26 protein-coding genes are annotated in these 25183 nt (G+C 66.8%); 14 read left to right on the top strand and 12 right to left on the bottom strand.

Annotation, left to right across the window (positions count from 1 at the left end; all coding sequences use genetic code 11):
- The first annotated feature begins 173 nt into the window (after nucleotides 1-173).
- A complete protein-coding gene (locus tag K9B33_RS21625; RefSeq protein ID WP_224551183.1) occupies nucleotides 174-1538 on the top strand; it encodes an MFS transporter in 1365 nt (454 codons plus the stop codon).
- Here the strand turns inward: K9B33_RS21625 and ahpF are convergent.
- The 3 genes from ahpF to K9B33_RS21640 all read right to left on the bottom strand — a co-directional run bounded on the left by ahpF (nucleotide 1490) and on the right by K9B33_RS21640 (nucleotide 4559).
- A complete protein-coding gene (gene ahpF, locus K9B33_RS21630) occupies nucleotides 1490-3070 on the bottom strand; it encodes an alkyl hydroperoxide reductase subunit F (protein ID WP_224551184.1) in 1581 nt (526 codons plus the stop codon). The genes K9B33_RS21625 and ahpF overlap by 49 nt on opposite strands.
- A 131-nt stretch (nucleotides 3071-3201) precedes the next feature.
- The gene (gene ahpC, locus K9B33_RS21635) at nucleotides 3202-3765 is read right to left on the bottom strand and encodes an alkyl hydroperoxide reductase subunit C (protein WP_224551185.1); all 564 of its coding nucleotides are present in this window, start codon (nucleotides 3763-3765) and stop codon (nucleotides 3202-3204) included.
- A 146-nt stretch (nucleotides 3766-3911) separates the two neighbouring features.
- Nucleotides 3912-4559 carry a TetR family transcriptional regulator C-terminal domain-containing protein gene (locus K9B33_RS21640; RefSeq protein ID WP_224551186.1) on the bottom strand — a complete coding sequence of 216 codons (648 nt, stop codon included), beginning with the start codon at nucleotides 4557-4559 and terminating at the stop codon, nucleotides 3912-3914.
- Between the two features lie 117 nt (nucleotides 4560-4676).
- Here K9B33_RS21640 and K9B33_RS21645 point away from each other — a divergent pair, with 117 nt between their 5' ends.
- Nucleotides 4677-5132 carry a hypothetical protein gene (locus K9B33_RS21645; RefSeq protein WP_411974048.1) on the top strand — a complete coding sequence of 152 codons (456 nt, stop codon included), beginning with the start codon at nucleotides 4677-4679 and terminating at the stop codon, nucleotides 5130-5132.
- A 97-nt stretch (nucleotides 5133-5229) separates the two neighbouring features.
- On the opposite strand, the gene K9B33_RS21650 is transcribed toward K9B33_RS21645, so the two are convergent.
- Nucleotides 5230-5568, bottom strand: coding sequence for an ArsR/SmtB family transcription factor (locus K9B33_RS21650; protein WP_224551188.1), 339 nt, complete (start codon nucleotides 5566-5568; stop codon nucleotides 5230-5232).
- 291 nt (nucleotides 5569-5859) lie between these two features.
- On the opposite strand from K9B33_RS21650, the gene K9B33_RS21655 reads away from it, so the two are divergent.
- Both K9B33_RS21655 and folP read left to right on the top strand, forming a co-directional pair.
- Nucleotides 5860-7002 (top strand): site-specific DNA-methyltransferase, encoded by a 1143-nt coding sequence (locus tag K9B33_RS21655; protein WP_318011163.1) that lies wholly within the window; start codon nucleotides 5860-5862, stop codon nucleotides 7000-7002.
- 141 nt (nucleotides 7003-7143) lie between these two features.
- Nucleotides 7144-8265 carry a dihydropteroate synthase gene (gene folP, locus K9B33_RS21660; protein WP_224551189.1) on the top strand — a complete coding sequence of 374 codons (1122 nt, stop codon included), beginning with the start codon at nucleotides 7144-7146 and terminating at the stop codon, nucleotides 8263-8265.
- 21 nt (nucleotides 8266-8286) lie between these two features.
- Here the strand turns inward: folP and K9B33_RS21665 are convergent, their stop codons facing one another.
- The 3 genes from K9B33_RS21665 to K9B33_RS21675 form a co-directional block, all read right to left on the bottom strand.
- Complete coding sequence (locus K9B33_RS21665; RefSeq protein WP_224551190.1) at nucleotides 8287-8766, bottom strand: GNAT family N-acetyltransferase; 480 nt, start codon at nucleotides 8764-8766, stop codon at nucleotides 8287-8289.
- A gap of 13 nt (nucleotides 8767-8779) precedes the next feature.
- Nucleotides 8780-9403: a hypothetical protein gene (locus tag K9B33_RS21670; RefSeq protein WP_224551191.1), complete on the bottom strand. Its 624-nt coding sequence runs from the start codon at nucleotides 9401-9403 to the stop codon at nucleotides 8780-8782.
- Nucleotides 9404-9482: 79 nt separating this feature from the next.
- Nucleotides 9483-10925, bottom strand: a complete 1443-nt coding sequence (locus K9B33_RS21675; protein WP_224551192.1) for a sigma-54-dependent transcriptional regulator — start codon at nucleotides 10923-10925, stop codon at nucleotides 9483-9485.
- Between the two features lie 172 nt (nucleotides 10926-11097).
- Here K9B33_RS21675 and K9B33_RS21680 point away from each other — a divergent pair, with 172 nt between their 5' ends.
- The 4 genes from K9B33_RS21680 to K9B33_RS21695 are packed head-to-tail and all read left to right on the top strand — an operon-like array spanning nucleotide 11098 to nucleotide 12942.
- Nucleotides 11098-11205: an aa3-type cytochrome c oxidase subunit IV gene (locus tag K9B33_RS21680; protein ID WP_224551193.1), complete on the top strand. Its 108-nt coding sequence runs from the start codon at nucleotides 11098-11100 to the stop codon at nucleotides 11203-11205.
- A gap of 37 nt (nucleotides 11206-11242) precedes the next feature.
- Nucleotides 11243-11545: a hypothetical protein gene (locus K9B33_RS21685; RefSeq protein WP_224551194.1), complete on the top strand. Its 303-nt coding sequence runs from the start codon at nucleotides 11243-11245 to the stop codon at nucleotides 11543-11545.
- Complete coding sequence (locus tag K9B33_RS21690) at nucleotides 11542-12216, top strand: hypothetical protein (protein WP_224551195.1); 675 nt, start codon at nucleotides 11542-11544, stop codon at nucleotides 12214-12216. The genes K9B33_RS21685 and K9B33_RS21690 overlap by 4 nt, the downstream gene beginning before the upstream one ends.
- Nucleotides 12217-12252: 36 nt before the next feature.
- Nucleotides 12253-12942, top strand: a complete 690-nt coding sequence (locus K9B33_RS21695) for an aspartate/glutamate racemase family protein (protein ID WP_224551196.1) — start codon at nucleotides 12253-12255, stop codon at nucleotides 12940-12942.
- Nucleotides 12943-13034: 92 nt separating this feature from the next.
- Here the strand turns inward: K9B33_RS21695 and K9B33_RS21700 are convergent, their stop codons facing one another.
- The 4 genes from K9B33_RS21700 to K9B33_RS21715 all read right to left on the bottom strand — a co-directional run bounded on the left by K9B33_RS21700 (nucleotide 13035) and on the right by K9B33_RS21715 (nucleotide 18224).
- Nucleotides 13035-13769 (bottom strand): FadR/GntR family transcriptional regulator, encoded by a 735-nt coding sequence (locus K9B33_RS21700; RefSeq protein ID WP_224551197.1) that lies wholly within the window; start codon nucleotides 13767-13769, stop codon nucleotides 13035-13037.
- Nucleotides 13770-13786: 17 nt separating this feature from the next.
- Nucleotides 13787-14710 carry a Gfo/Idh/MocA family protein gene (locus K9B33_RS21705; RefSeq protein WP_224551198.1) on the bottom strand — a complete coding sequence of 308 codons (924 nt, stop codon included), beginning with the start codon at nucleotides 14708-14710 and terminating at the stop codon, nucleotides 13787-13789.
- Nucleotides 14707-16284: an aldehyde dehydrogenase (NADP(+)) gene (locus tag K9B33_RS21710; RefSeq protein WP_224551199.1), complete on the bottom strand. Its 1578-nt coding sequence runs from the start codon at nucleotides 16282-16284 to the stop codon at nucleotides 14707-14709. The genes K9B33_RS21705 and K9B33_RS21710 overlap by 4 nt, the downstream gene beginning before the upstream one ends.
- Before the next feature lie 137 nt (nucleotides 16285-16421).
- A complete protein-coding gene (locus K9B33_RS21715) occupies nucleotides 16422-18224 on the bottom strand; it encodes an IlvD/Edd family dehydratase (RefSeq protein ID WP_224551200.1) in 1803 nt (600 codons plus the stop codon).
- A 154-nt stretch (nucleotides 18225-18378) separates the two neighbouring features.
- Here K9B33_RS21715 and K9B33_RS21720 point away from each other — a divergent pair, with 154 nt between their 5' ends.
- On the top strand, nucleotides 18379-19275 hold the full coding sequence (locus K9B33_RS21720) for a 2-dehydro-3-deoxygalactonokinase (RefSeq protein WP_224551201.1): 897 nt from the start codon (nucleotides 18379-18381) through the stop codon (nucleotides 19273-19275).
- Nucleotides 19276-19279: 4 nt separating this feature from the next.
- Entirely contained in the window at nucleotides 19280-19912 is a 633-nt protein-coding gene (locus K9B33_RS21725) for a 2-dehydro-3-deoxy-6-phosphogalactonate aldolase (protein WP_224551202.1), read from the top strand.
- A 3-nt stretch (nucleotides 19913-19915) separates the two neighbouring features.
- Here K9B33_RS21725 and K9B33_RS21730 read toward each other — a convergent pair whose 3' ends face one another.
- Complete coding sequence (locus K9B33_RS21730; RefSeq protein WP_224551203.1) at nucleotides 19916-21958, bottom strand: PAS domain-containing sensor histidine kinase; 2043 nt, start codon at nucleotides 21956-21958, stop codon at nucleotides 19916-19918.
- 150 nt (nucleotides 21959-22108) lie between these two features.
- Between K9B33_RS21730 and K9B33_RS21735 the strand changes: the two genes are divergently transcribed.
- The 4 genes from K9B33_RS21735 to rpsI all read left to right on the top strand — a co-directional run bounded on the left by K9B33_RS21735 (nucleotide 22109) and on the right by rpsI (nucleotide 25111).
- On the top strand, nucleotides 22109-23152 hold the full coding sequence (locus K9B33_RS21735) for a COX15/CtaA family protein (RefSeq protein ID WP_224551204.1): 1044 nt from the start codon (nucleotides 22109-22111) through the stop codon (nucleotides 23150-23152).
- Complete coding sequence (locus K9B33_RS21740) at nucleotides 23149-23937, top strand: hypothetical protein (RefSeq protein WP_224551205.1); 789 nt, start codon at nucleotides 23149-23151, stop codon at nucleotides 23935-23937. The genes K9B33_RS21735 and K9B33_RS21740 overlap by 4 nt, the downstream gene beginning before the upstream one ends.
- A gap of 134 nt (nucleotides 23938-24071) precedes the next feature.
- On the top strand, nucleotides 24072-24551 hold the full coding sequence (gene rplM / locus K9B33_RS21745; protein WP_082679079.1) for a 50S ribosomal protein L13: 480 nt from the start codon (nucleotides 24072-24074) through the stop codon (nucleotides 24549-24551).
- On the top strand, nucleotides 24551-25111 hold the full coding sequence (gene rpsI, locus K9B33_RS21750) for a 30S ribosomal protein S9 (RefSeq protein WP_224551206.1): 561 nt from the start codon (nucleotides 24551-24553) through the stop codon (nucleotides 25109-25111). The genes rplM and rpsI overlap by 1 nt, the downstream gene beginning before the upstream one ends.
- The last annotated feature ends 72 nt before the right edge of the window (nucleotides 25112-25183 follow it).

The raw sequence follows: 25183 nt of genomic DNA on the forward strand, positions 1-25183 counted from the left end.
ACCCATCCTTGCCCTATCCTTTTCCGCCGACGGGACGGAATATCGGACTGGGCGTTCACGCTGTACCGGCCCTGTCCCTGCGGGCTCTTCCCATGCGGAAAGGACCGGGGCAGTTATGATCGTTCGGCAGCAAGGAAGTCGCACCGATGGAGGTTGATCGCTTGGCAGACCCCATGTCCCCTCGATCGCTGCCCACCCGATCGCTGGCGGTCGCGGGGCTCTCCACCATCGTCGAATGGTATGATTTCACCCTCTATCTCTATTTCGCCACGGTGCTGTCGCGCATCTTCTTCGGCGGGGGCGCGGTGGGGCTGGGCGATGCGCTGGCGGGCTTTGCGCTGGCCTATCTGATGCGGCCGGTCGGCGCGATCGTGTTCGGCCATATCGGTGATCGCTATGGCCGGCGGGTGACGATGCTGCTGTCGATGGGGATGATGACCGCGGCGATGCTGGCGACCGCGATGCTGCCGACCCATGCGCAGGTCGGGCCGCTGGCGGGGTGGCTGATGATCGGGTTGCGCTGTGTCATGGCCTTCTCCGTCGGTGGCGAATATACCGGCGTGGTGGCCTATCTGCTGGAGGGCGCGCGGGCCGGGCGGCGCGGGTTCGTGACGTCGCTGGCGTCGGCGGCGAGCGAGGTAGGTGCGCTGCTCGCGGCGGGCGTGTCGGCGATCACCGTCGCCTCGCTGAGTGCGCAGAGCCTGACCGACTGGGGGTGGCGGATACCCTTTCTGGTGGGCGCCGCGCTGGCGGGCGTGATCCTGGTGGCGCGGTCCACGATGGCGGAATCGCCCGACTTTCTGCGGCAACAGGCGCAGGCAACCACGCCCGCCAATCCGCTGGCCCATAGCCTGCGCCACCACAGGGCGGCGATCGGCCGGGGCTTTGCGATCTCGGCGCTGGGATCGATCACCTATTATGTCGGCATCACCTATGTGCCGAGTTTCCTGTCCGCCATGGGCACGACGGGGGAGGCGGACGCGCTGTGGCTGTCCACGCTCGCCGCGCTGGCGGTGATTCTGGTCACGCCGATGGTCGGATGGTTGACCGACCGGGTCGGGCGGCGGCCGGTGCTGGTGACGCTGGCGCTGGCGGGCATGGTCTTGCCGATGGCGATGTTCCTGCTGATGCAGGGCGGGTTTGGCGTGGCGCTGGCCGGCGCGGTGGTGCTGGCCTGCCTCGGCGGGGCGGTGAGCGCGGTCGGCGCGGTCGCCACGGCCGAGCAGTTTCCCGGCGAGGGGCGGCTGAGCGGCCTGGCCTTCGGCGCGACCAGCGCGACGGCTTTGTTCGGTGGATTGACGCCGTGGTTGGCGCACTGGCTGATCGAACGCAGCGGCTGGGCGCCGGCGCCGGGCGCGATGATTGCGCTGGTGGCCTTGTGCGTGCTGCCCGTTCTGCTGACGCTGCCCGAAACCGCGCCGCGGATACGCAAAAAAGGCCGACCCGTCGCCGGATCGGCCTTTCGCGTAAACCCCGCTCGGGGCTATGCTTATGCGGCTTGCGCGGCCTCCTCGCTGGCGGGCAGGCGGATGAGGTAATCGAAGGCGGACAGCGCCGCCGTCGATCCGGCGCCCATCGCGATCACGATCTGCTTGTACGGCACCGTGGTGCAGTCGCCGGCCGCGAAGATGCCCGGCTGGCTGGTTTCGCCGCGCGCATCGATCTCGATCTCGCCACGCGGCGAGAGGGCGATCGCGTCCTTCAACCATTCGGTGTTGGGCACCAGGCCGATCTGGACGAAAATGCCCTCCAGCTCGACATCATGTTCCGTGCCATGGTTGCGGTCCTTGTAGGACAGGCCCGTCACCCGTTCGCCATTGCCGTCCACTTTGGTCGTCAGGGCCGACGTGATGATCCTGACGTTGGGCAGGCTGGCGAGTTTGCGCTGCAACACCGCGTCGGCGCGCAACTGGCTGTCATATTCGATCAGCGTCACATGGGCGACGATGCCGGCCAGGTCGATCGCCGCTTCGACGCCGCTATTGCCGCCGCCGATCACCGCGACGCGCTTGCCCTTGAACAGCGGACCGTCGCAATGCGGGCAATAGGCGACGCCCTTGTTGCGATAGTCGTCCTCGCCCGGCACGCCCATCTGCCGCCAGCGCGCGCCGGTGGACAGGATCAGGGTGCGGCCCTTCAATGATGCGCCATTTTCCAGCACGACCTCATGATAGCCGCCTTCGGTCTTGGCCGGGATCAGCTTGGCCGCCTTTTGCAGGTTCATGATCTCGACGTCATAATCCTTCACATGGGCTTCGAGCGCCGATGCCAGCTTCGGCCCTTCGGTGCGCGATACCGAGATGAAATTCTCGATATCCATCGTGTCGAGCACCTGGCCGCCGAAGCGTTCCGCCGCGACGCCGGTGCGGATGCCCTTGCGCGCCGCGTAGATGGCCGATGCCGCGCCGGCGGGGCCGCCGCCCACGATCAGCACTTCGAACGGGTCTTGCTTCCTGATCTTCTCGGCCGCGCGGATGGCCGCGCCGCTGTCGATCTTCGCAACGATCTGCTCCAGTTCCATGCGGCCGCTGGCGAAGGGTTCGCCGTTCAGGAAGATGGTGGGGACGGCCATCACCTTGCGGCCGTCCACCTCTTCCTTGAACAGCGCGCCGTCGATGGCGACATGGCTGATCCGGGGATTGAGGACGCTCATCAGGTTCAGCGCCTGCACTACGTCGGGGCAGTTCTGGCACGAGAGCGAGAAATAGGTTTCGAAGGCGAAGTCGCCGTCGATATCCCTGATCTGCTGGATCAGGTCCTGCGCCGCCTTCGACGGATGGCCGCCGACCTGGAGCAGGGCAAGCACCAGCGAGGTGAACTCATGGCCCATCGGCAGGCCCGCGAAGCGCACGCCGATGTCCGTGCCCACGCGGCGGATCAGGAAGCTCGGCGTGCGCGGATCGACGCCGTCCACCACGGACACCTTGTCCGACAGGGCGGCGATTTCGTTCAGCAGGTCGCCCAGTTCCTTCGATTTGGCGTCATCGCCCAGCGCGGCGACCAGTTCGATCGGCTCGCGGATGTTGACCAGATAGGCCTTGAGCTGTTGCGTCAGGGTTGCGTCGAGCATGGGGGAAACTCCTCAAAGCGGTTTCCGGCGGAAACCGCGACAGAATCGAAAACTCTAGATACAAATATGGCCCGGAGCGGAGGAGAGGTTCCACTCCGGGCCACTTTGCGACCCGTTAGGGGACGGGTTGTTTAGATCTTGCCGACCAGGTCGAGCGACGGCGCCAGGGTGGCTTCGCCTTCTTCCCACTTGGCGGGGCAGACTTCACCGGGGTTGGCAGCGACATATTGTGCAGCCTTGACCTTGCGCAGCAGTTCGGTCGCGTTGCGGCCGACGCCTTCCGAGGTGATTTCCATGAACTGGATCACGCCTTCGGGATCGACCAGGAAGGTCGCGCGGTCGGCCAGGCCCACGCCCGGACGCATCACTTCGAAATTGTTCGTTATCTGGCCCGACTGGTCGCCCAGCATATAATAGTTGATCTTGCCGATCGCCGGCGAGGTGTCGTGCCAAGCCTTGTGGCTGAAATGGGTGTCGGTGGACACCGAATAGACTTCCACGCCCATCTTCTGCAGGGTCGGGTAGATATCCGCCAGATCTTCCAGCTCGGTCGGGCAGACAAAGGTGAAATCGGCCGGGTAGAAGAAGAAGACCGCCCACTTGCCCTTCACGTCAGCGTCGGTCACGTCGACGAACTTGCCTTCCTTATAGGCAGTGGCGGAGAACGGCTTGATGGTGGTGTTGATGAGAGCCATAGGCTGTCCAGATCCTCGATATGATGTTGAAGTTGCGAACACCCATGTAGGGATGCGGTCGATTCGGGGGAAATTGGTTTTCTGAGATGGTCTGAGTGAGAAAAACGATCACAGCCTGTCGGACTGATCGATCGCTTCGCCTGTCCTCAAATGCCTGCCAGCACCTGTAGCATAGCGTCTTCGACCATGGCCTGCGCCTCTTCGGGCGAAAAGGTCGACCGGTCGAGACAGAGTTCGAGCCACAGGCCATCGACCAGCGCGGTCAGGCTGATCGCGGCGACCCGGACGCGCGCGTCGCTCATCGCTGGGGCGGCGGCGCGCAGCAGCGTTTCCAGTTGCGCCCGCGCGCCGCCATAGACCTCGGCATGGACCGCGGCGATCTTCGGGTCGGACTTGACCAGGCTCCAGAAGGCGATCCAGGTGGCGAGCAGGTCGGGATCGAGTATCGGCGAGAGGAAATTGGCCTGGAGGCAGGCGCGCAGCCGGTCACGCGGATCGTCGCCCGCGGCCTCCACCGCGGCGTCGAGCGCGGCGGAGACTTTCGCGCCGACATCGGCATAGGTGGCCAGGATCAGCGCATCGACGCCATCGAAATAATGGATCAGCAGGCCCGACGATACCCCGGCATGAGCGCAGATCGCGCGGACCGACGTGCCGCCCACGCCTTTCTCGGCAAGGCAGCGGGCCGTCGCCTCGATCAGCGCCTGGCGCCGCACATCCGCCGTCTCCCGGACAAATCGCGCCCTGGGTCGCGCCTTGCCCATGCTATCGTCCCTCTTGTCGTTCACAGTCATTCCCCCGCTACATCCTTTGCGCGCTGACGGTGCGGCTGGCAAGATGGCGTCTCAAGCAAGGGATCGAACCGGCGGCCCGGTTGGTTCTTCCCAGGACATGAAGGAGATTGACGGATGATGCGCGCCCTTTCCCCCCTGCTGATCCTGCCCCTGCTGCTGGCGGGCTGCGCCAAGAGCGACGACACTATGGCGGTCGCGAACAATGCCGCCAACGCCGCCGCGGTCGAGACGATCGAGGATATGGACTCGGTGCCGGCGAACGCGCAGGCGTCAGACGCACGGCTGCCGACCGACGACTGGGTGGGGCGCTGGACCGGGCCGGAGGGACTGTTCCTCAACATCCAGCCCTCGCCCGACGGCAAGCCGGGCCATTATGCGTTGACCAACAAGGATAATCTCGACCGGCAGGGCGATTATAGCGGCGTTGCCGAAGGCACCACGATCCGCTTCGTGCGCGATAGCAAGGATCTGGCGATCCGGCCGGGCAATGGCGACGAGACGGGGTTCAAATATCTGGCGGGCAAGCAGGACTGCCTGGTCGTGATCGCGGGGCAGGAGGGCTATTGCCGATAGGCTGGGCTGGCGGCAGTAGATGATGATCCGTGGACCAGCGGTCTTGCTCAGCCTTTCGCGGAGATAAAACGGCAGTGGACGGCTGACAGCCTTTAACTCACTCGCCCAACCCCTCCAGCGCGGAAAAGCGCTGCGACCAGAGCGCGCCGTGGACGGCCATCCATCCGATTACCGGCGCCAGGCCCTTCACCCGCGCGGCGTACCAGGTTTCGCGGCCGGTGCGGCGGGCGGTCACGAGGCCGGCACGTTTCAGCTTGGCCATATGGCGCGACACCATCGGCTGCGATACGCCCGATTGCTGGGTCAGCGCCTGCACATTCTGCTCGCCCTCGCGCACCAGCGCTTCCAGCAAAGCGCGGCGGGTGCCGTCGGACAGTGCCTTGAACAGGGCATCGGCGGCGGCGTCGCGATCTGCGCTTCGTGAATCACTTGTCATGGTTAACCCATAATCATTGGGTTATGAATTGGTCAAGTTTCGCGGTGTGAAACCGCCCCGCACCGGCGTTAACCAAAAAAAGTCGGTGGGGCGGGGGATAGAGTCTTTTGAGTCACACCGCCCGATATGGAGTCTGGGGCGAGTCGTGCGACTCTATATCTTGTGGGTCCACCCTTCGTTCCCCTGCACGTTAACCATTTCCTGAAGTCCTTATGATAAGCTGCTGATCTTGACGGCGGACTCCCGAGGACTCATCGCTGGGCCTCAGAACGAATTCGGGGGCTTTTGCATATGGGTGTAATGGAGCGCGTCGCGGCGCCGCGGCGGAAGAAAGCGGCACGGCCGATCGCGGTCGAGGCGGCCCAGATCGCGACCGACACCCTGCTGCGCGGCGATTGCATTTCGGAAATGGCCAAGCTGCCCGACAATTGCATCGACATGATCTTCGCCGATCCGCCCTATAATCTGCAACTGGGCGGCGACCTGTTCCGGCCCGAAGGCGGCCGCGTCGACGCGGTCGACAATGACTGGGACAAGTTCGACACGCTGGGCAGCTATGACCGCTTCACCAAGGCGTGGCTGCGCGAGGCGCGCCGTATCTTGAAGCCCAACGGTTCCATCTGGGTGATCGGCAGCTATCATAATATCTTCCGCGTCGGCACCGCGCTCCAGGACGAAGGCTTCTGGATCCTCAACGACATCATCTGGCGCAAGTCCAACCCGATGCCCAATTTCAAGGGTACGCGCTTCACCAATGCGCATGAGACGCTGATCTGGGCGAGCCAGGGCGAAGATGCCAAATATACGTTCAACTACAAGGCGATGAAGACGCTGAACGACGAGTTGCAGATGCGCTCCGACTGGGTGCTGCCGATTTGCGGCGGGCAGGAACGGTTGAAGCGCAACGGCACCAAGGCGCATCCGACGCAAAAGCCCGAGGCGCTGCTTTATCGCGTGATGCTGGCCTGCACCAAGCCGGGCGACGTGGTGCTCGATCCCTTTTTCGGCACCGGCACTACGGGCGCAGTGGCCAAGCGGTTGGGCCGCAAATGGATCGGCATCGAGCGCGAGGACGACTATATCGAGGTCGCGCTGGAGCGGATCGAGGCGGCGCTGCCGCTGGACGAAAGCGCGCTGACCATCATGCAGACCGCGCGCCAGCAGCCCAAGGTCGCGTTCGGCACGCTGGTCGAGACGGGCTATCTGACGCCCGGCGCGCTGCTGATGGACAGCAAGCGCCGCTGGCAGGCGGAGGTGCGCGCGGACGGATCGCTGCTGGTGGGGGGCGACAGCGGCTCGATCCACAAGATGGGCGCGATGCTGCAAAATGCACCGAGCTGCAACGGCTGGACCTTCTGGCATGTGGAGGTCGAGGGCAAGTTGCAGCCGATCGACACGCTGCGACAGACCTATTTGCTGGCGAACGAGCCTTGAAATGATGGGGTGCTCCCGCGCAGGCGGGAGCCCAGTCCTGCCGCCCGTTCGACCGCGCACGGTCTGAAGGGGGCTCCTGCCTTCGCAGGAGCACGGGGTCGCGTTAAGGGATGTGCGCCACATCTGCCCGAAGGATAGTCGATGCTTCCTACCATCCCTCCTCACGCCCGCCTCTACCTGAAGCCCACATGGTTCGTGCCGACGCCGATCGGCTTGCCCGACGGGTCGGTGGCGCGGATGGGCAATGGGCTGATCTGGTTCCAGGGCTATGAACTGAGCGCCTTCGACGGCGCGCGACGGATCGCGCGGATCGTGGTGCCGGTGGCGGATTTCGATGCGGCCATTGCGGGACTGCCCGATGCGCTGGCAGTGCGGGCGCAGCGGTTGGCGGCGCATATCTCCGCGCTTCGCGCGCCGCTGGTGCTGGGCGACCGCACGATCCGCTTCGACGCGCCCCAGGTGATGGCGATATTGAACGTCACCCCCGACAGCTTCTCCGACGGCGGCAAGCATGTCGACGATCCCCAGGCGGCGGCGGATGCCGGCTTTGCGATGGCGGCGGCGGGGGCGGCGCTGATCGACGTGGGCGGCGAATCGACCCGGCCGCGCGCGCCTAAGGTCTGGGAGGGCGACGAGATCGCCCGCATCGCCCCGGTGATCGAGCGGCTGGCGGCGGCGGGCGTGCCGGTGTCGGTCGATACGCGCAAGGCAGGCGTGATGGAGGCGGCGCTGGCGGCGGGCGCCGGCATCGTCAATGACGTCAGCGCGCTGGCGCATGATCCGCGCAGCCTGGAAGTGGTCGCGCGCGCGGGATGCCCGGTGATCCTGATGCACGCCCCATCCGCTGGCGACGATCCGCATGACAATCCGGGCGGTTATGGCGATGTCGTCGCCGACGTGTTCGACCATCTGGAGGCGCGGATCGCCGCGTGCGAGGGGGCGGGGATCGCGCGCGACCGGATCATGGTCGATCCGGGGCTGGGCTTCGGCAAGAGCCTGGCCGACAATCTGGCGCTGGTGAACGGCCTGGCGACTTTCCAGACGCTGGGCGTGCCGCTGCTGTTCGCAGGGAGCCGCAAGCGGTTGATCGGGGCGCTGTCGAACGAAGCGCCGGCGGCGGATCGGCTGGGCGGATCGGTCGCGCTGGGCTTCCGCGCGGCGCAACTGGGCGCGCAGATGGTGCGGGTGCATGATGTCCGCGAAAGCGTGCAGGCGCTTCACTTGTGGCGCGGGCTGGCAGATGCGGGATTGAGCGCGGTTTAGGCGGGTTTGGTCGGCCCGACTTCAAACTACCAAGCGCGCATAGAATCGGTTATCGACGGCCATCTTGGGGAAGTCGGGCGGCAGCGCTTCCGCCTCCACCAGCGCAAAGCCGTTCTTCTCGTAGAAGCGGTGCGCGGCGACGAAGCGGTCGGTGGTGCCGAGCCAGATTTGGGTCACGCCCCGGTCGCGGGCGGCCGCCAGCGCGGTGTCGAGCAGCGCCTGCGCCACGCCCGCCGCGCGGCCGCGATGGCTGGCGACGACGAACATCTTGCGCAGGGCGACGGCGCCCGATCCGATATCCTTGAGCGCGACCGTGCCGACCGGCCGGCCATCCTGCCGTGCGACCCAGAAACCGCCTGCGCCCGGCCCGTAAAAGGCGGGAATGTCGGTGAGGTCGGGCTGGTCGGCCGCGGTGATGGCGATGCCATATTCGTCGCGCTGGATCGACAGGATCAGGTCCAGCACGCCCTGCTGGTCGGCGGGGGCGAAGGGACCGATCATGACGCGCGCAGGATCAGTTCGCGTTGGCCGCCGGTGCGGGGACGGCCGCGGGCGCAGGCGTCGTCCCGCTCTTGGGCGCGAAGCTGCGCAGGCTGGACAGCGTCTGCTCGGCGATGCCCTGATATTGTTCGCTCAGCATTTCGGGATAGACGAAGGTGGCGGTCACGATCGATCCGTCGGGCTGCTTGAGCAGGCGGATGGCGACATTATTGCCTTCGCCGTCATTGGCGGTGCCGCGATATTCATTCTCGCCGACGAAATCGCCGTCCACGCCTTCGGCGCTGTCGTTCACCGCCTCTACGATCTGTTGCAGCGTCTGGTCATTGTCGTTCTTCTGCCAGAAGACGCGCACGTCCGCGCCGGCGCCGGGGTCCTGATAGACTGCGCCGTCGGCCGTGCTGGCGGCCTTGTCGACGGTCCAGCCTTCAGGGAAGGTGATGGAAAAGCCGCGCGCCTGGTTTACGTAATTGCGATTGTCGGTGTCCTCTGCGGCGGCATTGGCGAGCGCATTGGCCGCGGCGGCGTTGGCGGCGGCGGCCAGTTCCTCCTGCGTCGGCATGTCGGACACGGGTTCGGACCGGCCGCAGGCGGCGAGCAGGAGAACGGGGAGGCAGGCAACGAGAGCGGCATGTTTCATGGGACGATCCAAAGCATAGGCGCGCGGATAATTCAACGCCGCAGGCCGCTGGTCCCGATCATCTGTTCATTGCGGCCGTTCAGGCCGCGCTGTCGATGCCCAGTTCGGCGAGCTTGCGGTAGAGGGTCGAGCGGCCGATGCCCAGCCGCCGGGCGACTTCCGTCATACGGCCGCGATAATGGCCGATGGCGAGACGGATGACGTCGGCCTCGATCTCGGCCAGTTGCCGGACATGGCCGTCGCCTTCGAACAGGGTGATGCCCGCGCCGTCGCGATGCGGCTGGCTGGCGGCGCGCGGGCGCAACGACAATATGCTGGCCCCGGCCTGGATCTGCGAGGCGATCTGCGGGAAATCCTGCGGCGTCAGCGCATCGCCCTCGCACAGCACGGCGGCGCGGAAGAGGGCGTTCTGGAGCTGGCGGACATTGCCCGGCCAGCCATGTTGCATCAGCAGCGCGAGCGCATCGTCGGTGACGCCCAGGCCGCGCAGCCCAGGCTGGGTGGCGATGCGGGCGAGCAGATGGCGGCAAAGCGCGGGAATGTCGCCCATGCGCTCGCGCAAGGGCGGGACGGTCAGTTGGACGACGTTGAGGCGGTAATAAAGATCCTCGCGGAAATTGCCGGCCTCGACCTCCTCGATCAGCCGCTTGTTGGTCGCGGCGATGACACGGACATCGACATGGACCGGGCGGCGCGCGCCGATCGGCTGGACTTCGCCATCCTGCAGCACGCGCAGCAGCTTGACCTGCGCCTCCAATGGCATTTCGCTGACTTCATCGAGGAAGAGCGTGCCCATGTCCGCGCTGGCGAACTTGCCGACATGGCGGTCGAACGCGCCGGTGAAGGCGCCGCGTTCATGGCCGAACAGCTCCGATTCGACGAGGTTGGCGGGGATGGCGCCGCAATTGACCGTGACCATCGCCTGTTTGTGGCGGGGGGAAGCGGCATGGATGGCACGGGCGATGACATCCTTGCCCACGCCGCTTTCGCCCTCGATCAGCACCGGCACGCGGGCGCGGGCGGCCTTGGCGGCGATGGCCAGCGCAGCACGGAATTGCGGGGCGGAGCCGACTACATCCTCGAAGGAGAGGGGGGCGGTGATCTTTTCGGTGAGCGGGCGCAACTCGCCCGCCGCCGCGCCTTCGGCCAGCGTCGCATTCAAGGCGGCCAGCAGCCGTTCGGGCGCGATCGGCTTGGACAGATAGTCGGTGGCGCCGGCGCGCATCGCCTCCACGGCGATGGCGACATTGTTATGCGCGGTCAGGATCAGGATCGGCAGCGCCGGACGACGGCTGCGAATCTCGCGGATCAGGCCCGATGGCTCATAGTCCGGGCTCCATTGGTCCAGGATGATGGCGTCGAGCTGCATCCCGTCCTGCGTGCCTAGCGTCGCAATGGCGGTTTCGCTGTCGGCGGCGAAGATGGTGCGCCATCCCGCACGCGCCCCCAGCGCCGACACCAGGCGTCGCTGCGCCGGTTCGTCGTCGATCAGCATCAGCATCGGTACGCCGTCGCGCGCCATCAAAACCCCTCATATGCAACCCGGAGGCGATGGTAAGCGCAGGGGGTAAAGGCGTGCTTAACCGCGAAGAATTTTCTTGAAGGCGGCGGGTTGAGGGCGAAGACCCTTGGCGATAAGAGGTGGGCGACAATCGCTTGGGACAAGGGGACAGGATATGGCGTCGGACGGCAATATGAAGGCTGCGAATGCAACCTATGGAAGCTTCGTCGGCTTCGTCAAATGGGGCACGATCGTCAGCGTCGCGCTCGCCGCGCTGGTGGTGCTGCTGATTTCAAGCTGATCGACTTGCCGCAGGGCGACACAGGAGGCGCGCGCGCATGACGGGCGCGCCGGCGTTGATCCCCCTGTTCCTGCTGGCCTGTGCGGGCGGCTATGTCGCCGCCCGGCCGGGGCCTGATCCCGAACGGCCGCACTGGCAGTCGGGCATTGGCGGCGTGGCCGCCATCCTCCTCGTCGGGGCGCTGATCGCCGCCGCGGAAGCGGGCAGCGCGACCGCGCGCTATCTCGCCCTGATCGCCCTGCTATGCGCCAGCGCCGCGAGCGTCATCCTGCTGGGCGTTCCGGAACGCCGCGTGTCGGCGGGTGATGACGGCGCAGGCGATGAGGACACGGACGCATGATGCCCCCGGTCGGTCCGGCATGGCTGGGCGCGCAACTGGACGGCATCGATCCGTCGCCCGTGGTGGCGGGCGCCTATCTCCTGTCCGTCGCGCTGATGTTCGTGGGATTGTGGATGCGAGACGGCGGCCACGGCAATCGCTGGGCGTTGGCGGGGATCGCGACCGGCGCGGCGGCGGCGGTCTACAGCCATGATGTCGTCAACCTGCCGGAAATGGTCAGCGCGGTCGTGATCGGCGGCAGCATCGGGCTGTTGCTGGCGCGGCGCAGTGCGGTGGCGGCCCTGCTTTGGCTGGCCGTCGCGGGTCATGGCCTGCTGGGCGTGGCGGCGATGGCCATGGCCGCGACCCTGTGGCGCAATCCCGGCGCGTTCGGCCTGCTGGGCGACGATGGCGCGGTGCTTCCATTTGGGGGCGGGATGCTGGTGGCGGGGTTCGGCCTGGGCGTGGCGACGCTGGCGGGCGCGCTCGTCCTGGCGTTCGGGCGCAGGCTGGGCGGACTTCCCTTGCTGACCAGCGGCGCGGGCTGGGCGGCGGCGGCGCTGGGCTTTGCGATCGGCAACGGCGCGATGGTCGTGGCGGGCGGCATGGCGGGCGTCGCGGGGCTGCGCCTGGCGTGGCGCGCGCGCAGGATTGCATCAAGAGCCTTGCCCAGCGGGGCGGGCTTACCCTAACGCTACCAGCCAATCATTCCCGCAGCGGAGACGTATATGCACAAACTCGGCCTGATCGGCGGCCTTAGCTGGACCTCCACCGCGCGCTATTATGCCATCATCAACCAGGCGGTCCACCGCGCGCTGGGCGGGCAGCATAGTGCGCCGTTGCTGATCGAGAGCCTGGATTTCGCCGAAGTCGCGCGCTGCGCCACGGAAAATGACTGGGACTGCGCGGCAGGCCAGCTGATCGGCGCGGCCCAGCGGCTGGAGCAGGGCGGCGCAGGCGCGCTGCTGATCTGCGCCAATTCGATGCATCGCGTCTATGACCGGGTGCAGGCGGCTGTCGGCATCCCGATCCTGCATATCGCCGATATCGTCGGCAAGAAGATGAAGGCGGACGGCATCGAAAAGGCGGCGCTGATCGGCACGCGCAACGTGATGATCGAAAAATTCTATCGCCAGCGACTGGTCGCGCACGGCATTTCGCTGCTGCCCGCCGACATGGAACTGGCCGACCGGATCGACCGCATCGTCTATGACGAACTGACCGTGGGCAAGGTCAGCAAGGAATCCGAACGCTATATGAAGTCGGAACTGACCGACATCGCCAAGGAGGACGTGCAGGCGGTGGTGCTGGCCTGCACCGAGCTGGAGCTGATCGTGGACGTAAAGGCCAATGTCCTGCCGATCTATGATTGCACCGGCATCCACGCCAAGGCGGGGGTGGAATTTATATTGGGTTGATATCCCATATCCGTCCGCCCTGAGCGAAATCGAAGGGTTCGACCGACCGCAGGGAGGTCGCTTCGCCCAGCCCGAACGGATGGGGGGCTGCCTTACCCTCCAGGCTCCGCCAGCGCGATATCCATGTCGGCGAGCGCCAGGCGCAGGAGTTCCGCCATGGTCGCGCGGGCGGCGGCGGTGTCACGGGCGGCGATCGCCTGGAACACGGCGCGATGGTCGGGCAGGGGGTCGCGCGGCAGCAGCTTCTTGCGATGCTTGAAGGTCGTGGTCCAACTGACCGCCGCGCCGACCGAACTGGCCAGCGCCTCCAGCGCGTCATTATGGGTGGCGGCCAGGATGGCATGGTGGAAACGCTGGTCCGCGGCGCGGCCGTCGGGCGTCGACAGGCCGAAGCGGCCCATTTCCGCCAGCGCGGCCTCCATCGTCGCCAACTGATCGTCGGTGCGGCGGCGGGCGGCGAATTCGGCGGCGGCCGGTTCGATCACGCCGCGCAGTTCGAACAGGTCGCGGATGAAATTGGCGTCCGGCTCGCCCGCGAACATCCAGGCGAGCATTTCGGGGTCGAGCACGTTCCAGCGACTGCGCGGCAGGACGCGAGTGCCGGCCTTGGGCCGGCTTTCCAGCATCCCCTTGGCGATCAGGATGCGCACCGCCTCGCGATAGGCGGTGCGGGAGACGCCGAGGCGCTCGGACGCCTCGATCTCACCCTCGAACAATTCGCCGGGCTTGTGCTTGCCGGTCAGGATGGCGGTGCCCAGGTCGCGGGCGATCGTCTGATGGATGCGCAGCACGCCCTCCTCCGATCCGATCTTGCGCCCGCTACCCAAATCCCCGCTCCTATAGTCTAGTCCTCAAATGCTGCCGTAGGGCAATGCCGACCGCAAAGAAAGGCATCCGCCACCAGACGCAGCGGCGCAGTGTCGGCGTCGATCGCCTTGTCCGCCACCAGGCCGACGAAACGGCGATACATGGTCGGATATTCCTCATCCGGTGCCTTCAACTGGACTTCGCCGTCCAGACGCAGCGTATTGCCGCCTTCGGACAGGAGCAGGCTGCCCTTGTCCGTCTCGACCGCAATGTCCCATGTCTGTGGGCCAGTCTGGCGCCAGTCGAACACGGTGTCGATCGCCGCGCCCGACGCGGTCGCCATGGCCAGCGTCGCGCCGATCGGCGCCTGCTTGTTGGAGGGCACTTCCAGTTCGGCCGACAGCACGGTGATCGGTTCGCCGACGATTTCGGTCAGGATCGACAGGGCGTTGATGCCCGGATCGAACACGCCAAAGCCGCCCGCTTCCCAGATCCAGGGCTGACCCGGATGCCAATGGCGCACATCCTCGCGCCACTGGATGTCGATCCGCTCGACCTTGCGCGCCGCGATCCACGCCTTGGCCTGCGCCACGGCGGCGGCATAGCGGCTGTGCCAGCTCGCATAGAGCGTCACGCCCTGCGCCTTGGCCAGCGCCGTCAATGCCTCCACTTCGGACACGGTCGCGCCCGGCGGCTTTTCCAGAAACACATGCTTGCCCGCCAGCAACGCCTGCCGGGCCGCATGATAGCGGACCTGCGGCGGCTGGCAGAGGATGACGGCGTCGAGGTCGGGTTCGCCCGCCAGCATCGCGCTAAGGTCGGGGTAATTATTCACCCCTTCCCCCTGCGCGTTGCGGCTGGCGACGGCGACCAGGTCGATGCCGTCGATCTTATCGATGGCGGGCAGGTGCTGATCGCGCGCGATCTTGCCGAGCCCTACCAGACCTGCCCGGATGGTCATGCGGCCACGTCCAGCTTGCCTTCGTTACGGCGCGTCAGGCCCCAGGGGTTGGCGGCCTGCAACGCGGGCGGCAACAGGCCGTCGGCCAAATCCTGATAGCAGACCGGGCGTAGGAAGCGCATCATCGCCAGCGTGCCTACCGAGGTCGAGCGGCCGTCCGAGGTCGAGGGGAAGGGACCGCCATGGACCATGGCGTGGGTCACTTCGACGCCGGTGGGCCAGCCATTGGCAAGGACGCGGCCGACCTTGCGCGACAGCGTGGGCAACAGCTTGGCGGCATTGTCCGCATCGCTGGCTTCCATCTGGAGCGTCGCGGTCAGTTGGCCTTCCAGATCGGCGATGGTGGCGATCACATCCTCGATCGTGGCGCACTTCACCAGGATCGAGGATGCGCCGAACACTTCATGCGCCAGCGCTGGGTTGGCGCGGAACTGGTCGGCGGCGGTCGCGAAGAAGGCCGACTGGCCACGATTGACGCCGTCCGCTTCGGTGCCGCGCGCGACGGTAGTGACGCCGTCCGCGCTGGCCAGCGCCTCGACGCCCTTTTCATAGGCGGCGTGGATGCCGGGCGTCAGCATGACCTGCGCCGCGTTGGCCGACAGGGCATTGGCGGCCGACGCAACGAAGCTGTCGAGATCGGGGCTGTCGAGCGCAATCACCATGCCGGGATTGGTGCAGAACTGGCCGGCGAACAGCGACATGGAACCGACGAATGCGGTGCCCAGCGCTTCGGCGCGCGCAGCGAGCGCACCGGGCAGCAGGACGACCGGGTTGATCGAGGACATTTCCGAATAGACCGGGATCGGCTCTTCGCGCTTGGCCGCGATCTGCATCAGCGCAATGCCGCCGCCGCGCGACCCGGTGAAGCCCACCGCCTTGATGCGCGGATCGGCGACCAGCGCGCCGCCCAGATCATTGGTGGTGCCGGGCAGGTAGGAGAAGACGCCTTCGGGCAAGCCGCAGGCCGCGACCGCCGCGATGATCGCGCGGGCGACCAGTTCGCCGGTGCCGGGATGGGCGGGATGGCCCTTCACCACGACCGGGCAACCCGCGGCGAAGGCCGACGCGGTGTCACCGCCCGCGACCGAGAAGGCCAGCGGGAAGTTGGATGCGCCGAACACGGCGACGGGGCCGAGCGCCTGATTGACGCGGCGCAGGTCGCTGCGGGGCAGGGGCGCGCGGTCGGGCAGCGCCTTGTCGATCGTGGCGTCCAGCCAGTCGCCCTGGCGGACATAGGAGGCGAACAGGCGCAACTGGCCGACGGTGCGGCCGCGTTCGCCCTCCAGCCGGCCGCGGGGCAGGCCGGATTCGCTCATCGCGGTGGTGATGAGCAGGTCGCCGATGGCGACGATCTGGTCGGCGACGCTTTCCAGGAAGGTGGCGCGCGCGTCGGGGGTCAGGGTGGAGAAGGCTTCGAACGCGGCGTCGGCCAGTGCAGTCGCGTCGGCGACATCGGCGACCGAGGCGTTGGAGAAGACGACGTCGCCCCTGGCGCCGGTGGACGGGTCGATGGCGTAGAAAGGCGCGCCGCCGGTGCGCTCGCTCGCGCCGATGAGGATGGCTCCGTTGAACATGATGTTCTCCTGAATGGGGGGTGGAATAGCGGGTCGATCATGCCGCCGGGATCGGACCCGTTTGCGGCACATATCAGGCTGAAATGACAGGGAAGGGGGCGGCCTCAGATGGATAGCCGCCCCCTTTTTTACAAGGATCAGTGGTTGTCGCGCGGCAGGCCCATGGTCTGGGCGATGCGCTGATATTTCTCCGCGCCTTCCAATATGGCGCCGGTGTTCAACTGGCCGACGACCGACCGCTGGATTTCCTGCCAGGGGGTTTGCGAGGCGGGATATTGGAAGCCGCCAGCGGCCTCCAGCTTCGCCCGGCGCTCGGCCAGTTCCTCGTCCGAAATCAGGACGTTCACCGTGCCGGCTTTCAGGTCCATGCGGACCCGGTCGCCGGTTTCCAGCAGCGCCAGGCCGCCCATTGCCGCCGCTTCGGGCGAGGCGTTGAGGATGGACGGGCTGCCTGACGTGCCCGACTGGCGACCATCGCCGATGCAGGGCAGGGCCGAAACGCCTTCGGTGATGAGATAGGCGGGCGGCCGCATGTTCACGACTTCCGCCGCGCCCGGATAGCCGATCGGCCCGGCGCCGCGCATGAACAGCAGCGAGTTGGCGGTGATGCCGGTGGCCGGATCGTCGATCCTGTGATGATAATCCTCCGGCCCGTCGAACACGACCGCCGGGCCTTCGAAGGCTTCGGGATCGTCGGGGTTGGACAGATAACGATCGCGGAACTCGGCGCTGATGACGCTGGTCTTCATGACGGCGGCGTCGAACAGATTGCCCGACAGGACGAGGAAGCCGGCGTCCGTGACCAGCGGCTGGCCGAACGGACGGATGACCTTCTCATCCTCGATCTCCACGCCCTTGCAATTTTCGCCCATGGTCTTGCCATTGACGGTCATCGCGCCTTCGCGGATCAGGCCCTGGTCGATCAACTGGCTGACCACGGCGGGAACGCCGCCGGCGCGATAATAATCCTCGCCCAGATACTCGCCGGCGGGCTGGAGGTTGACCAGCAGAGGCACCTTATGCCCGACCGTCTCCCAATCCTTGAGCGGCAAGTCGACGCCCATATGGCGGGCGATGGCGGACAGGTGGATCGGTGCGTTGGTCGATCCGCCGATCGCCGAATTGACGACGATGGCGTTGTGGAAGGCGTCCAGCGTCATGATGTCCGACGGCTTGAGGTCTTCGGCGACCATTTCGACGATGCGCTTGCCGGTGAGATAGGCGACTTCCTGGCGATCGCGATAGGGGGCGGGGATGGCGGCGGAACCCGGCAGCATCATGCCCAATGCTTCGGCCAGGCTGTTCATGGTCGATGCCGTGCCCATCGTGTTGCAATAGCCGGTCGACGGCGCGGACGAGGCGACGAGCTTGATGAAGCCTTCGTCATCGATCTTGCCCGCCGCCAGCAGCTGGCGACCCTTCCAGACGATCGTGCCGGACCCGGTGCGCTCGCCCTTGAACCAGCCGTTCAGCATCGGGCCGACTGACAAAGCGATGGCGGGGATGTTGACGGTGGCGGCGGCCATCAGCAGCGCCGGGGTGGTCTTGTCGCAGCCGGTAGTCAGGATCACGCCGTCCAGCGGATAGCCGTACAGGGCTTCGACCAGGCCCAGATAGGCGAGGTTGCGGTCGAGGCCCGCGGTCGGGCGCTTGCCGGTTTCCTGGATCGGATGAACCGGAAATTCGAGCGCGATGCCGCCCATTTCGCGAATGCCCTCGCGCATCCGCTCGGCCAGCACGATATGGTGGCGGTTGCAGGGCGACAGGTCGCTGCCGGTCTGGGCGATGCCGATGATCGGCTTGCCGCTGCGCAATTCGTCCAGGCTCAGGCCGAAGTTCAGATAGCGCTCCAGATAGAGCGAGGTCATGTCGATATTGTCTGGGTTGTCGAACCAGGCGCGGCTGCGCAGCTTCGGGAAGGTCTTGGGCGAATCGCTCATCGGGGCATCCTGATTCAAGAAATGGCTGACGCAAAAATTGGGCATGGCGCGTTGACGCGCTCCGCCTCCTGATATACTCAGACAAATAGAAATTCAAGCACCCCAAGCGGGGAAATGTGAGCGCTACCATAAATAAAGGCCGGAGAGCGTGCTGGTGAGTGGTTATTCCGTCGTCGGGGACTGGGGGACGAGCCGTCTGCGGCTGTTCCGGGTCGAAAAGGCCGTGCTGGCGGCGCGGCGCGACGGGCCGGGGATCGGCGCGTTGGGCGGCGCGGCGGAGGCGGCCTTCGCCGACGCGATCGCCCCCTGGCTGGCCGACGGCCCGCCCGAATCGATCACCCTGTGCGGCATGGCCGGCGCGCGCGACGGTTGGGTCGAGGCGCCCTATGCGGACTGCCCGGCCGATGCGGCGCTATGGCGGCAGGCGGCGATGCGTTTCGACTGGCGCGGCGCGCCGGTCGCCATCATGGCGGGGCTGGCCTGCGAGGGGGCGGACGGCATCGCCGATGTCATGCGCGGCGAGGAAACCCAGATTTTCGGGGCGATTGCCCGCGATGCTGCGCTCGGCGCCGGGCGGCATATGATCGTCCTGCCCGGCACTCACAATAAATGGTCGCTGGTCGAGGATGGCCGCATCGCCGCCTTCCGCACGATGCCCACCGGCGAACTGTTCGCGCTGCTGCGCGACCGGTCGACCCTGGGGCCGAAGGTCGATGTCGCCAACCCGATCGAGGAAGCGGCCGGCTTCGCAGAGGGGCTGGACCGCGCGCGCGACGGGAAGCTGTTGCAGTCGCTGTTCGCAGCGCGCGCCATGCGGCTGCGCCAGGGCCGCTCGCCCGACTGGGCGCTGGGCTATCTGTCGGGCCTGCTGATCGGGTGCGAGGTCGCGGAGATGCGCGGCATGCTGGGTGCGACGGACAGCGTCACCCTGATCGGCGACGCCCGCCTGTCCGCCCGCTATGCGCAGGCGCTGGACAGGCAGGGCGTGACGACACACATGCTGGACGGCGACGCCTGCGCGCTCGCCGGCCTTGGCCTGACGGAGATTTGATAGCATGACCCTGGACGACCTGCTGGCCGATGGCGCTCCGCCCGTCTGTGCGATCCTGCGCGGCATCCGGCCCGACGAAGCGATCGACGTGAGCGCCGCTTTGGTCGATGCGGGCATCCGCATCCTGGAAGTGCCGTTCAATTCGCCTGATCCGTTGGCCAGTATCGCGGCGATGCAGGCCGAATTTGGCGACCGGGCGCTGATCGGCGCCGGCACCGTGCTGAGCGTCGAGGCAGTCGAGGCGCTGCACGACGCGGGCGGGCGCATCATGGTCACACCCAACACCAATCCGGCGGTGATCGCGCGTGGCGCGGCATTGGGGCTGGACCTGCTGCCCGGCTTCATGACGCCCAGCGAAGCCTTCGCCGCTATCGCGGCAGGGGCGAAGCGGATCAAGCTGTTCCCGGCGGCCCGTCTGGGCGCGGCCTATGTGAAGGCGGTCAAGGACGTGCTGCCGCGCGAGGTGGGCGTGTGGGCTGTGGGCGGCACCGGCGCGGACACGATCGGCGAATGGCTGGCGGGCGGCTGCGAAGGCATCGGCGTGGGCGGCGCGCTCTACAAGCCGGGCGACGACGCGGCGACGGTCGGCCAGCGCGGCCGCGATCTGGTCGCGGCGTGGCAGGCGACGCTGCGCTGACAGTCAGGCGACCGTTTCGGGCACGTCCGCAGGTCTGTCCAGCACATCCCGAACCTTGGCGGCGAGATCGGCATAGCTGAAGGGCTTGGTCAGCAGGTCGACGCCTTCGTCCAGCCGGCCGTGATGGACGATGGCGTTGCGGGCATAGCCGGTGGTGAACAGGATCTTGAGGGCGGGCCAGCGCAGCTTGGCCGTGGCCGCCAGATCGGCGCCGGTCATGCCGCCGGGCAGGACGACATCTGTGAAGAGCAGGTCGACCGGTCCCTCGGCCGCCTCCAGCGCCGCCAGCGCGGTCGCGCCATCGGCGGCCGGGACGACATGATAGCCAAGGTCGCGCAGCACTTCGAAGGAATAGGCGCGGACATTATCGTCATCCTCGCATAGCAAGATGGTTTCCTGTCCGCCCGTCGCCGCGAACGCAGGCGTTTCCGGCGCGTCCTCCATGGTCGTGCAGCCATGATGGCGCGGCAGATAGAGCATGACGCTGGTGCCCTGGCCCGGCTCCGAATAGACCCGCATATGGCCGCCGGACTGTTTGATAAAGCCGTAGACCATCGACAGGCCAAGGCCGGTGCCACGCCCGACATCCTTGGTGGTGAAAAAAGGTTCGATCGCCCGCGCCAGCGTCGCGTCGTCCATGCCTTCGCCGGTGTCCGACACGCCGATCATGACATAAGGGCCGGGCGCCAGGTCGGTTTCGCGCGCGGCCTGCTGCGCATCGATATGGCTGTTGCTCACCTCGATCGTCAGCTTGCCGCCATCGGGCATGGCGTCGCGTGCGTTGACCGCAAGGTTCAGCAGCGCATTTTCCATCTGGTTGACGTCGACGGCGATGGGCCAGGGTTGGGGCGCCTCCATCGTCGTCACGCTGATGGTTTCGCCGAGCGTCCGGTGCAGCATGTCGGACATGCCCGCAACCAGCCGGTTGGGATCGGTCGGGCGCGGATCGAGCGGCTGGCGGCGGGAGAAGGCGAGCAGCCGCTGCGTCAGCACGGCCGCCTTGTCTGCGCCCGCCGCCGCGCGCGCCACCATGCGCTGAAGCCGGGCGTCGTCGGCGGGCAGCGCGCGTTGCAGCAGTTCGAGGTTGCCGGTGACGATCTGGAGCAGATTGTTGAAGTCATGCGCGACCCCGCCGGTCAACTGGCCCAGCGTCTCCATCTTCTGCGCCTGGCGCAGCGCAGCTTCGGCATCGGCCAGCGCGCGGGCATGGGCGCGCTGTTCGGTGACGTCGCGGGCAACGGCATAGATGATGTCGCCGTCGGGCGCGGCGGTCCAGCTGAAGGTGCGATAATCGCCGTCGCGCGTGCGGAATCGATTGTCGAATCGCAGCACCGGCTGGCCATGCGCCAGACCGTCAATCTGATCGCGGGTGGGCTGGATGTCGTCGGGATGCTCCATCCATTCGGCGGTGCGGCCGATCAGTTCCGCCTCGGTCCAGCCCAATATATCGGTCCAGGCCGGACTGGCCGCGAGCCAGACGCCGGTCGTGTCGGCGATCAGGAACGGGTCGCGCGCCAGCGCCCAGAGGCGGTTGCGGTCGGCCAGCATCGCCCGTTCCGCCAGGACGCGCTGGGTCGTCTCGCTGACGATGCACAGGACGCCGCCGATCGATCCGTCGGCTTCGAACACGGGGGAATAGCTGATGTCGAAATAGACGTCCTCGCCGCGCCCGCCGTCGCGCTCGATATAGAAGGGGCGATCCTTGGCATGGACGGTTTCGCCGGTGTCGAGGACGGACCGGAGCAGTGGACCGAGATCGGCCCACAATTCGCTCCAGCCTTCGCGCGCGGGGCGGCCCAAGGCGCGCGGATGTTTGTCGCCGATCGTCGGGACATAGCTTTCATTGTAGAGGGCGCAGAAGTCCGGGCCCCAGAACAGCACGATCTCCGCCCTGGACGACAGCATCAGGCGCACGGTCGAGACGAGGGTGGGCGACCAGCCGTCGACCGGGCCGAGCGGGGAGGACGCGTCGAGCCGGGCGGTGAGGGAGCCGATCGGCCCCTGTGCGGCGATCATCGCGGCTGTTCCCGGCGATGCGGCGGTCATCGAAAACCCCTGTAGAAAATCACGTTGGAAGGATACGCCTGCGGGGCGTTTTGTTTCCCCCCTCCACTGCCAGCGCCTGGGCTGATTTGTCCATGCCTATGTCGTGCAGGACGGCTTGAAAAGGGCAGGGCATGAGCGCATGGACCCGGCATGACAGTGTCTCCCTTCACCCGCGCCGCTCCGTCCGTTTCGCGTCCCGCCGCCATCGCCCGCTGGTTGCTGGTCGTCGCCCTGCTGGTCTTCTGCATGGTGGTCGTGGGCGGCATCACGCGGCTGACCGAATCCGGCCTGTCGATTACGCAGTGGAAGCCGATCACAGGCGCTATCCCGCCGTTGACCCACGACCAGTGGATGGAGGCGTTTCGCCTCTATCAGCAGATTCCCGAATATCAGCAGTTACGCCAGGGCATGACCCTGTCGGATTTCCAGTTCATCTTCTTCTGGGAATGGCTGCACCGGCTGCTCGGCCGCCTGATCGGCGTCGCCTTCGCCCTGCCGCTGGTCTGGTTTGCGGCGCGGCGGGCGATCCCGGCGGGCTATGGCGGACGGCTGGTTGCCTTGCTGGCGCTGGGCGGATTGCAGGGGGCGATCGGCTGGTGGATGGTGAAGTCGGGCCTGTCGGTGCGCACCGACGTCAGCCATTACCGGCTGGCGGTGCATCTGCTGACGGCGCTGTTCATCATCGGCGGGCTGGTGTGGACCGCGCTCGACCTGCGCGCGCTGGCGCGATCGCCACGGGCGCGGCCTGCTGCGCTGCGTCCCTTCGCGCTGCTGGTGCTGCTGGTGCTGCTGGTCCAGTTGATGCTGGGGGCCTTCACCGCCGGCCTGGACGCGGGCTATGTGTCGAACACCTGGCCGCTGATGAACGACCATGTCGTGCCCGAAGGCATCCAGTGGCTGGGGTCGCTCTGGGCCACGGTGTCGAGCGATCCCTATCTCGTCCATTTCCTGCATCGCTGGTGGGCCTGGGTGGCGGCGGTGGCGCTGGTCGTGCTGGCGCGGGGCGCGAAGCAGGCCGGGCAGCGGGGCGCATCGATTGCGATCAACGCGGCGGTCGGCACGCAAATCCTGCTGGGCATCGCCACCGTCATCAGCGGCATCGCGCTGCCGCTCGCCGTACTGCATCAGGCGGTCGGGGCGCTGGTCGTGGTCGCCGCCGCCTGGGGCGCCCATGCCGTGGGCGTGCGCCGTTGAGGCGGCTGCTCGCCGCCGCGCTGATCGTCCTCAGCCAGCCGGCGACGGCGCAGGGCATCGCCGTCCCCTTCGCGCCGCCCACGGACAGGGCGTTGGTCTATCGGATCGAGCAACATCGGCCGGTCGAAGGCGCGACCCGCCGGTTCAGCGCGATCCGCGACCTGAAGTTCGAGCGGGCGGACCAAGGCTATATCTTGCAGGCGACGCTGCGCGCCATCGACAGCGATGCGCCGGCCGCCGGGGCGGAGCCCTATCGCGCTGCGCTGACCCCCCTGATCGGCGTGGTTCTGCGGTTCCGGCTGGACGGGCAGGGGCGGATCGTCGGCCTCGACAATGTCGACGCCGCCTGGGGCGCGGTGCAGGCGGGAATCGACGCCATGCTGGCCACGTTCGCGCCCGATACGCCGCGGCACAAGGCGGCGGCCAATGTCCAGGCGCTGTTCGCCAGCCTGTCGCCCGACGGTCGGCTCGCGCTGCTGGCCGGCGAAGTCCAGCCGATATTCCTGTTCGCGGGCAGCACTGTGGAAGGCGGCGAAGGGCGCGGGTTGCGCACCGTGGCAGGATCGCCGCTGGGCCGGCCGGTGCCGGTCGAAGGCACGCTGCGCGTCGTCGGGCAGCCGGCCGATGCGCTGGACCTGGAGGAGAAGCTGGCGGGCGAGGGGGTGCAGGTCGGCATCCGGTATCGCCTGTCGCGGGCCAGCGGGCTGGTGGAAACGCAGCAGCGTAGCTTGGCCGTGGGCACGCTCGCCCTGACCGAAAGCCGCACGCTGACGCCCGCCAATTAGGGAGGGGTATTATTTTACCCGTCAGCAAAGGGGCCGAATCTCTTGACTTGTTGGGCCTCACCCGTCATTAGCGCCCCACTTCCGGGTGTCGGCGACGGCGCCCGGTTTCATTTTTATTCTGGAGTATTGGCACCATGAAGGCGCTGATGAAGACCACCAAGCCGGCGACCCCGGCAACGGTCGAAAAGAAGTGGGTCCTGATCGACGCCGACGGCCTCGTCGTGGGCCGTCTCGCTTCGACCGTGGCGAATATCCTGCGTGGCAAGCACAAGACCAGCTTCACGCCCCATGTCGATTGCGGTGACAATGTCATCATCATCAACGCGGGCAAGGTCAAGTTCACCGGCAAGAAGCTGACGGACAAGGTCTATTACAAGCACACCGGCTATGCCGGCGGCATCAAGGAAACCACGCCTGCCAAGATCCTGGAAGGCCGTTTCCCCGAGCGCGTGCTTGAAAAGGCCATCGAGCGCATGATCCCCCGTGGCCCGCTGGGCCGCCAGCAGATGCGCAACCTGCGCGTCTTCGCCGGCACCGAGCATCCCCACGAAGCCCAGAACCCCGAAGTGCTCGATTTCGCGTCGCGCAACCGCAAGAACAAGGTGGGTGCATAATGTCCGATAACCGCCAGTCCCTGTCCGACCTCGCGGCGATCGCCGCCGAAGCCGCTGCCGCTCCGGTCGCCGCTGCTGCTGCGCCTGCCGCTGCCGTGGAAGGTGAAGAAGCCGCTGCGCCGATCGCGCCGCCGGTTTCGACCATGCCGCTGCGCGAACAGGAAATCGACAGCCTCGGCCGCGCCTATGCGACCGGCCGTCGTAAGGATGCCGTCGCCCGTGTGTGGGTGAAGCCCGGCACCGGCAAGATCACGGTCAATGGCCGCGATCAGGAAATCTATTTCGCCCGTCCGACCCTGCGTCTGGTGATCAACCAGCCGTTCGGCGTGACCGATCGCAACGGTCAGTATGACGTGATCGCCACCGTCAAGGGCGGCGGCCTGTCGGGCCAGGCCGGCGCGGTCAAGCATGGCATCGCCCAGGCGCTGACCAAATATGAGCCTGCGCTGCGCAGCGCGGTCAAGGCCGAAGGCTTCCTGACCCGCGACAGCCGCGTCGTCGAGCGTAAGAAGTACGGCAAGGCGAAGGCCCGCCGCAGCTTCCAGTTCTCGAAGCGCTAAGCTTTTTCGAACATCAAAACAGGAAAGGGGCCGGTTTCCGGTCCCTTTTTTTTGTTGCGCGTACAGATGGAG

It is taken from the genome of Sphingobium sp. 3R8, assembly GCF_020166615.1.
GTDB classification, from domain to species: Bacteria; Pseudomonadota; Alphaproteobacteria; order Sphingomonadales; family Sphingomonadaceae; genus Sphingobium; species Sphingobium bisphenolicum.

Bases quoted from the DNA above. Each gene is read 5' to 3' on its own strand.
- K9B33_RS21625 (WP_224551183.1), top strand. From the start codon at position 174: ATGTCCCCTCGATCGCTGCCCACCCGATCGCTGGCGGTCGCGGGGCTC.
- ahpF (WP_224551184.1), bottom strand. From the start codon at position 3,070: ATGCTCGACGCAACCCTGACGCAACAGCTCAAGGCCTATCTGGTCAAC.
- ahpC (WP_224551185.1), bottom strand. From the start codon at position 3,765: ATGGCTCTCATCAACACCACCATCAAGCCGTTCTCCGCCACTGCCTAT.
- K9B33_RS21640 (WP_224551186.1), bottom strand. From the start codon at position 4,559: ATGACTGTGAACGACAAGAGGGACGATAGCATGGGCAAGGCGCGACCC.
- K9B33_RS21645 (WP_411974048.1), top strand. From the start codon at position 4,677: ATGCGCGCCCTTTCCCCCCTGCTGATCCTGCCCCTGCTGCTGGCGGGC.
- K9B33_RS21650 (WP_224551188.1), bottom strand. From the start codon at position 5,568: ATGACAAGTGATTCACGAAGCGCAGATCGCGACGCCGCCGCCGATGCC.
- K9B33_RS21655 (WP_318011163.1), top strand. From the start codon at position 5,860: ATGGGTGTAATGGAGCGCGTCGCGGCGCCGCGGCGGAAGAAAGCGGCA.
- folP (WP_224551189.1), top strand. From the start codon at position 7,144: ATGCTTCCTACCATCCCTCCTCACGCCCGCCTCTACCTGAAGCCCACA.
- K9B33_RS21665 (WP_224551190.1), bottom strand. From the start codon at position 8,766: ATGATCGGTCCCTTCGCCCCCGCCGACCAGCAGGGCGTGCTGGACCTG.
- K9B33_RS21670 (WP_224551191.1), bottom strand. From the start codon at position 9,403: ATGAAACATGCCGCTCTCGTTGCCTGCCTCCCCGTTCTCCTGCTCGCC.
- K9B33_RS21675 (WP_224551192.1), bottom strand. From the start codon at position 10,925: ATGGCGCGCGACGGCGTACCGATGCTGATGCTGATCGACGACGAACCG.
- K9B33_RS21680 (WP_224551193.1), top strand. From the start codon at position 11,098: ATGAAGGCTGCGAATGCAACCTATGGAAGCTTCGTCGGCTTCGTCAAA.
- K9B33_RS21685 (WP_224551194.1), top strand. From the start codon at position 11,243: ATGACGGGCGCGCCGGCGTTGATCCCCCTGTTCCTGCTGGCCTGTGCG.
- K9B33_RS21690 (WP_224551195.1), top strand. From the start codon at position 11,542: ATGATGCCCCCGGTCGGTCCGGCATGGCTGGGCGCGCAACTGGACGGC.
- K9B33_RS21695 (WP_224551196.1), top strand. From the start codon at position 12,253: ATGCACAAACTCGGCCTGATCGGCGGCCTTAGCTGGACCTCCACCGCG.
- K9B33_RS21705 (WP_224551198.1), bottom strand. From the start codon at position 14,710: ATGACCATCCGGGCAGGTCTGGTAGGGCTCGGCAAGATCGCGCGCGAT.
- K9B33_RS21710 (WP_224551199.1), bottom strand. From the start codon at position 16,284: ATGTTCAACGGAGCCATCCTCATCGGCGCGAGCGAGCGCACCGGCGGC.
- K9B33_RS21715 (WP_224551200.1), bottom strand. From the start codon at position 18,224: ATGAGCGATTCGCCCAAGACCTTCCCGAAGCTGCGCAGCCGCGCCTGG.
- K9B33_RS21725 (WP_224551202.1), top strand. From the start codon at position 19,280: ATGACCCTGGACGACCTGCTGGCCGATGGCGCTCCGCCCGTCTGTGCG.
- K9B33_RS21730 (WP_224551203.1), bottom strand. From the start codon at position 21,958: ATGACCGCCGCATCGCCGGGAACAGCCGCGATGATCGCCGCACAGGGG.
- K9B33_RS21735 (WP_224551204.1), top strand. From the start codon at position 22,109: ATGACAGTGTCTCCCTTCACCCGCGCCGCTCCGTCCGTTTCGCGTCCC.
- rplM (WP_082679079.1), top strand. From the start codon at position 24,072: ATGAAGGCGCTGATGAAGACCACCAAGCCGGCGACCCCGGCAACGGTC.
- rpsI (WP_224551206.1), top strand. From the start codon at position 24,551: ATGTCCGATAACCGCCAGTCCCTGTCCGACCTCGCGGCGATCGCCGCC.